5 protein-coding genes are annotated in these 6,738 nt (G+C 42.6%); 4 read left to right on the plus strand and 1 reads right to left on the minus strand.

Features of this window, described 5'->3' with window-relative positions:
* The first annotated feature begins 112 nt into the window (after nucleotides 1-112).
* From QXE01_10670 to QXE01_10685, 4 genes are all read left to right on the plus strand, one after another.
* Entirely contained in the window at nucleotides 113-604 is a 492-nt protein-coding gene (locus QXE01_10670; protein ID MEM4971699.1) for an AAA-associated domain-containing protein, read from the plus strand.
* Nucleotides 605-1,142: 538 nt separating this feature from the next.
* Nucleotides 1,143-1,841: an ABC transporter ATP-binding protein gene (locus QXE01_10675; GenBank protein MEM4971700.1), complete on the plus strand. Its 699-nt coding sequence runs from the start codon at nucleotides 1,143-1,145 to the stop codon at nucleotides 1,839-1,841.
* A 5-nt stretch (nucleotides 1,842-1,846) separates the two neighbouring features.
* Entirely contained in the window at nucleotides 1,847-5,158 is a 3,312-nt protein-coding gene (locus tag QXE01_10680; protein ID MEM4971701.1) for a hypothetical protein, read from the plus strand.
* Nucleotides 5,159-6,400 carry an ABC transporter permease gene (locus QXE01_10685; GenBank protein ID MEM4971702.1) on the plus strand — a complete coding sequence of 414 codons (1,242 nt, stop codon included), beginning with the start codon at nucleotides 5,159-5,161 and terminating at the stop codon, nucleotides 6,398-6,400.
* Nucleotides 6,401-6,412: 12 nt separating this feature from the next.
* Here QXE01_10685 and QXE01_10690 read toward each other — a convergent pair.
* A partial coding sequence (locus QXE01_10690; protein MEM4971703.1) for a hypothetical protein occupies nucleotides 6,413-6,738 on the minus strand: 326 nt, incomplete at its 5' end.

Here is a 6,738-nt window from a genome sequence, read left to right on the forward strand (position 1 = left end):
AAGATCCTGAAGATCTAGCTGGATAACAACTACAGATCCCTTGTGAAAATCTTCTGAGAAACCTAAATATAAACTTCCCTAACTATGATTCTCAGGGGGTTGGATAAGCGGGGTGTCACAACATAGAAAGGCTCAGATACCTATATGTGTAACAATCGATCAGGTTATAGGGCTCGTCGAGATCCTCTATAGCCTAGGCGGCGTTGCAGACACATCTAAGATAAGCGAGATAGTAGATGTAGACGCAGGCCTCCTACCAAATGTGATCGATGTAGCAGAGGCCCTAGGCCTTGTCAAGCTCAGCAGAGGAGATCTAGAGATCACAAGCCTGGGTAGAGATATCGCTAGAGCCGACTCCAGAAGCCTCAAGAAAATGTTGAGAGAGCTAGCTATAAAGCTAGAGCCCATTTCCACAATATATAAAGAAATAAGTGAAAAGGGATATATGAATAAAGGGGAACTCGAAAAAATCCTTGAGACCTTTTATGGACCAGAAAAAAGCAAGGCCTTCGAGTGTATAATAAACTGGGGCATTTACCTAGGACTCTTTAGATGGAGCTCTGACACACAGATCCTCACACGTATAAGAAAACATACAAAGTGATATCTGCATCTAGGAGCAGTAATTACAAACGACCATAGAAGAAAAAAGCCGAAAATAATGATCATGAGCCCCTCCTCATCCCCTCTAGGTCTGTATGTTGTTAGGGTTTTCGAGGCAGATACATTATCATTTACGGTTATTTAGGGCTATTTTAACCCTTTCAAGACTACTAGAGCATAATGATATGTTTCTATAAACCTCGGTGTCTTAAGAATAGCGATGGGCTCGGGGTACGTGAGGAGAGCCCAGCTCCCATAACCCCGAGCTATGCCGTGAAGAACCCGAGGATGGCTTAAACAACCACTCTTGAGTGAACGGCTTAACAGATCCAGGGTACCCATATATTTAGCTATTCTTTTCAATCCCTCCAAAGCCATGTCCCAAAATGCTGTGTGATCTCTAATATAATTTTGGTTATATCGAGTATATATAAATAGTTTTTGCATTGTTCTCAGTATATATTGATGAACATCTGTCGGAACATCTGATGAAAAATCAGAACCTTATAAGGATTACATAAGGATATAACGATGGGGGTATGTTGCCTATTGCCCCAATGATAGAGCTTAAAGATGTATGGAAGATCTATAGGATCGGATCTGTTGAATATCCAGCTCTCCGAGGGGTAAATCTCTCGATAGATAGGGGAAGCTTCGTATCGATAGTAGGACCATCTGGAAGTGGTAAGACAACAATGCTACACCTAATAGGAGCACTTGATAGACCAACAAAGGGGAAAATATATGTTGATGGTGTAGAGATAACAAGGCTCGGAGATAATAGACTAGCGGAGTTTAGAAATAGAACAATTGGATTTGTATTTCAACAATATAATCTAGTCCCATATCTAAGTGCGATCGAGAATGCCGAGATGCCTATGATGGTCTCCGGAATTAGCAGGGATGAGAGAAGAAGGAGGGCTAAATGGCTTCTAGAGCAACTAGGGCTCGGAGATAAGATATGGAAGAGGCCTACAGAGCTAAGCGGTGGCGAGCAACAAAGGGTTGCAATAGCAAGGGCTCTTGCGAATAATCCGAAGATAATACTCGCTGACGAGCCTACAGGGAATCTAGATACATCTAACGCTAAAATCGTTGTAGATCTTCTGAAGAAGATTAATAGAGAGATGGGTGTAACAATAGTGGTTGTTACACATAATATGGAAGTTGCATATGAAACAGATAGGATAATATATCTCAGAGACGGCGTTATAGTTAAGGAGGAGTTGAGGAGGTAGGGAGCATGCATAGGCGTATATATATTTTTAAATCTAAATTATATATAGGTAAGATCCTTGCACTATTGATCCTATCTATAATTCCCACCGCCGAGCTAGGAAATACGCAGGCCGAGTACTTTATAATAACAAACATCTCATGGGGTACAGAAGCTTCTCCAGGGGATCTGAGTGCTCCTCTAATAATATATGTACAATATCTAGGAACAACCAATCTAGTCAGCCTCAAAGGAACTCTATATCTACCCAAAGGCTTCACAGGAGTTAATGGAAGCTCTATAGTATCCTCTTATACCGGCCCAACACCGGCAGGATCTATCACCCCCCTTACATTCTATATCACAATAGACCCAAGCACGCCCATAGGTACTTACATCGCTAGTTTCCACGTTACAGGGAGAACTATATATAATGCTGTTCTAGATCAAGATTTTAATGTGACTATAGATCTGAGGGGTAGAGCCGACCTTCTATTCGATATATCACCAAAAAGCCTTACCCCTGGTATAATCAATAATGCCACGATAAAAATACATAATAGAGGTACAGGGCCTGCGTATAATGTTACCCTGAGCTATAGCCTCCAAGGCCCAGGCTCAATACTCTCCCAACCCCCATCAACGATAACGAAAATAAATCCAGGATCATATGTCGAAGTTGACATCCAGATATACGTGCCCCCTACAGCATCGCTACAGCCTCTCTCGTTGATAGTGACAGCTACATATGTTAATCCATACTACACCCAGAAAACCGTATCGCAGTCGCTGGGTTTATATGTTAAACAGCAGGTGCAAGCTATAATCTCGATATCTCCTCTGAGGCAGACACTTATATCGGGATCTAGCAACCATGTAGAATTTAGAATAATTAACATAGGGCCTTCTAGGATTTCCAATTTAGTGCTCACAGCATCTATTCCACAGCAGTTTGGATTAATAAGCGGAGATGGAAGGCTCTATATAGGAGATCTAGATGTTCTAGAAAGTAGAGACGCTTCTCTCGATATATATGTATCCCCACAAGCCCCCCAGACAATATATCTTCAGATACAAGCAAGCTATATAGATGGAACAGGTGCGCAGAGAACAGATATGATTACCATCGGATTTAATGTGGAATACCAGCCAGGATACTTCCAGTTTCTCAGCGCCTCATGGGGAGGCCCTCAACAACCCGTCCAAGTAGGACCTGGAGATTCTGGTGTGCCCCTAATAATTACCGTGAGATATATAGGCAATTCAACCATCTATAACGCTAACTTCACACTGCTAACCCCAAGAGGGATCAATATCCTCCCATCTCTTCAAAGCGCTTCCCAATATATATCCTCTATACAGCCGAATAGCGTATTACAGCTTAGCTATCAAGTAAGCATAGATCCTAGCCTAGTGATAGGCTCCTATAGCGCAAGGCTAATAATAACATGGGACACCCAAAGTAGATCTAGCTATTCCCAGAGCTTAGAAGTTACACTCGATATAAGGGGAAAGGTAGATATATCCATATCTCCCTTAACACAGCAGCTAGACCCTGGAGGCGTCAATATATTAAAACTCCTTATATTCAACAACGGTACTGGCGCTGCAAAACAGATCACACTAACATCGGTGCAGGCTACTTCAGCTTCTATTATTGATTTTCAGCCAAGACAATTCGATCTTAAACCGGGTGAAGGGGTAATAGCCAATATATCGATCTATATCCCACCTACTATGCAACAAACCCCACTATCTATCTTAATATCCCTCACATATATAGATCCATATGGCTATCAGAGGAGCTATTCACAGCAAGTAGGAATATATACTGGGATGCAGAGGACGGCCTCAATAGCTGTGGAACCCCTTATAAACACTCTTATTCCAGGATCTCTTAATAATGTAACTATTAGATTGATAAATATAGGGAGCACAGATATCTATAATCTAACCATATCCATATCGCCCCAGGCCCAGGGTGCTGCTAGCATAACTCCCCCACAATTTGTAGGCCTTCTTGGAATCGGTAAGAGCGTTATACTCAGCTACCAGGTTTATGTACCATCATCCCTGGCAGGGTCTACACTTGTTATCACCATATCTATAACCTATATAGATCAATACGGATCTCAGAGAGCATTAACACAGCAGCTGGGCTTCTACATATCAGAGGCAGGGGTCTCAATGATAGGTGTGAATATATCTCCAACCACCATAACACCGGGTTTCAATAATATAACACTGTATTTAACGAACAACGGTAATACCCCTCTATACAATTTAACACTCTATATAACACCTACAACACCTATAGCCCTTGTCAACAGTGATGGGAGGTATTATGTTGGTAATCTAGATCCAGGTGCCTCTTGGCTTGCAACAATAGCGATCTTCATAACAAGAACATCTCCCACCCCTCAGCAGACATATAGCACGGCAAATCTCAAGATCTCCATCACATATTACGATGCAACAGGATCTCTGAGAACAGAGAGCAGAGATATCTATTTAATCATATTTACACAGCCACTAACCTCTCCTATATCCCTTGAGATGGAGCCCCAGATACTAGTTACTGGTAAGATAAACAATGCCACACTCTATATCAAAAACGTGGGTAAGGGGGTTATCGAGAATCTACAGATAGCAATATCAACACTGGGAGGCCAGGTTTCACTTATAGGAGGCTCTGTAATCCAGGTACCCAGACTATCTTCTGGAGCCTCGCTAGAGCTACCTCTTCAAATATATGTTCCTCCTGCTGCCTCTCCATCTGCAACGATTCAGGTAGATCTTAGCTATTATATAGAGGGAACGCTATTCCATGAAATAAGGGGTATCGGTATAGTTTCTAGAGGTATTATAGATATAAAGGTAACAGATTTCACCATAATACCTGAGAGACCCTCTCCAGGGCAGATATTCTCTATAACGGTAACCCTGACTAACCAGGGAACTATAACTGCTTCAGCCGTAACAGCTACTCCTATCGCGACACAGAATATAAGGGTTTTCGGCTCTAGATCTGTATTTATTGGGGACATGCAGGTTAACTCACCATCAACATTCACGATAACCCTTATAACCTCTAACTCCACCTCTCCAGGAAGGTATGAGATCCCGATACAGATAACGTATTATGATAATCTAAGAACTCTATATACAGTAAATATAACTATACCAATATTAATAGTTGGGGGCCAGCAGAACACAGTAACTAGGCCTATACAGCAAGGAGGCGCTGTAGAGCTCCTCAATATTCAGTGGTTCTACTTTATAGCTGTAGCTATAATCTCGCTAGTTATAGGGATATATATGGGGAGGAGGTTTAGATAGATGAAGCCTTCGGATCTCTTGAGACTCGCATCCAAGGATCTTGGTCAACGCAGGCTTAGAGCTGCACTCACAATGTTAAGTGTTGCAATAGGTGTTGCAAGTATAATAGCACTAGTCTCCCAGACAGCAGGGATCCAGCAGAGCGTGATAGATACTCTATACAAGCTCGGTCCATCAACAATGATCCTCATGCCGAGAGGATATCAACTAACACAAGCAGATGTTGCGAGGATCTCAGAGCTCCAAGGAGTATCTAAAGTAATACCGGTGATCCAGATACCAGCAAGTATATTTAGATCCGGGCAACAGATCCAAGTAACACTATTAGGCATTAGAAGCACAGATCTAGAATCACTTCTAGGCGATATAAAGATCCTTGATGGAAGTATATATCCAGACGCGCCAGTTCCAGTAGCTCTTGTTGGATATTCAATAGCTTTTCCACCAGAGCAGGGAGGCTCGCAATCTATATATGTAGGGCAACCCCTTCTAGTCGAGATAGGATTTGGAGCCTTTAGACAGAGGATCCAGCTCCAGGTTGTGGGGATATTAGCCCAATACGGATCCACACCCTTTGTATCTCCAGACAGCTCTATAGTGATTCCGCTAGATGAGCTGATGAAGATCTTAAATAGAAGATCCTATGGTATGCTGATAGTAAAGGCTAATGATGTAGCTACCGTAAACGATCTATCAAACACCCTCAACACTATCTATGGAAATAATATCCAAATATTAACAGTACAACAGCTTAGCGAGGCGGTATCAACAATAATAGGCCAGTTCGGCATACTCCTAGCATCTATAGCCGGGATATCACTTAGCGTTGCAGGTCTAGGCACGATGAACATAATGATGATAACGGTTCTGGAGAGGACGAGGGAGATAGGGGTTATGAAGGCTCTGGGATTTAAAAACAGGGATATATTGATGCTATATATAGTTGAGTCCTCATTAATAGGGATCATAGGTGGTTTAATAGGAATAGCGCTGGGAATCGGTGGCGCCCAGATCCTCCCCCACCTTCTCAATTACACATTTCTGAGAACCCCACAGCAGAGAGGGCCAGGCCCGCAGATGCAAGGTCAACAGCAGATCACTCTATCATATACACCTATAATACCGCTTGATATGACCATAGTAGCATATTCTATAGCTGTGTTGGTAAGTATAGCAGCTGGGTTCTACCCAGCATGGAGAGCCTCTAGGATGGAGCCTGTTAGAGCTCTGAGATATGAGTAGACTATATAGTTATTACATGATTAGCTGCTCATCCTGCTCATACCTCCTCCCAAGCTTCAGGGCCTCGTAGGCTCTTGCAAGCTCTACTCCGAGGTAAAGGGCGTGCTCGGGATCCTGGATCCCTGAAAGCCTTAGCGCAACCCTACCAACACTTCTAGGATCCCTTCCCCTAACTCTGTATAAAGCCCTATCACTCCTCCCATGGAATATATATACCTCTAGATATTTGTTTTCATAGTCTAGCTGTATTACGAAGAACCTTTCTTTATCAAGCCTAGATGGTGGGATATATCTATCAACAACTACATCCTCTTCAAACCCTATTGGGATCCTCACAG

Source organism: Sulfolobales archaeon, from assembly GCA_038897115.1.
In the GTDB taxonomy this organism is placed as follows: domain Archaea; phylum Thermoproteota; class Thermoprotei_A; order Sulfolobales; family AG1; genus AG1.

Coding starts and splice junctions, on each gene's coding strand:
- QXE01_10675 (MEM4971700.1), top strand. CDS start 1,143: ATGTTGCCTATTGCCCCAATGATAGAGCTTAAAGATGTATGGAAGATC.
- QXE01_10680 (MEM4971701.1), top strand. CDS start 1,847: ATGCATAGGCGTATATATATTTTTAAATCTAAATTATATATAGGTAAG.
- QXE01_10685 (MEM4971702.1), top strand. CDS start 5,159: ATGAAGCCTTCGGATCTCTTGAGACTCGCATCCAAGGATCTTGGTCAA.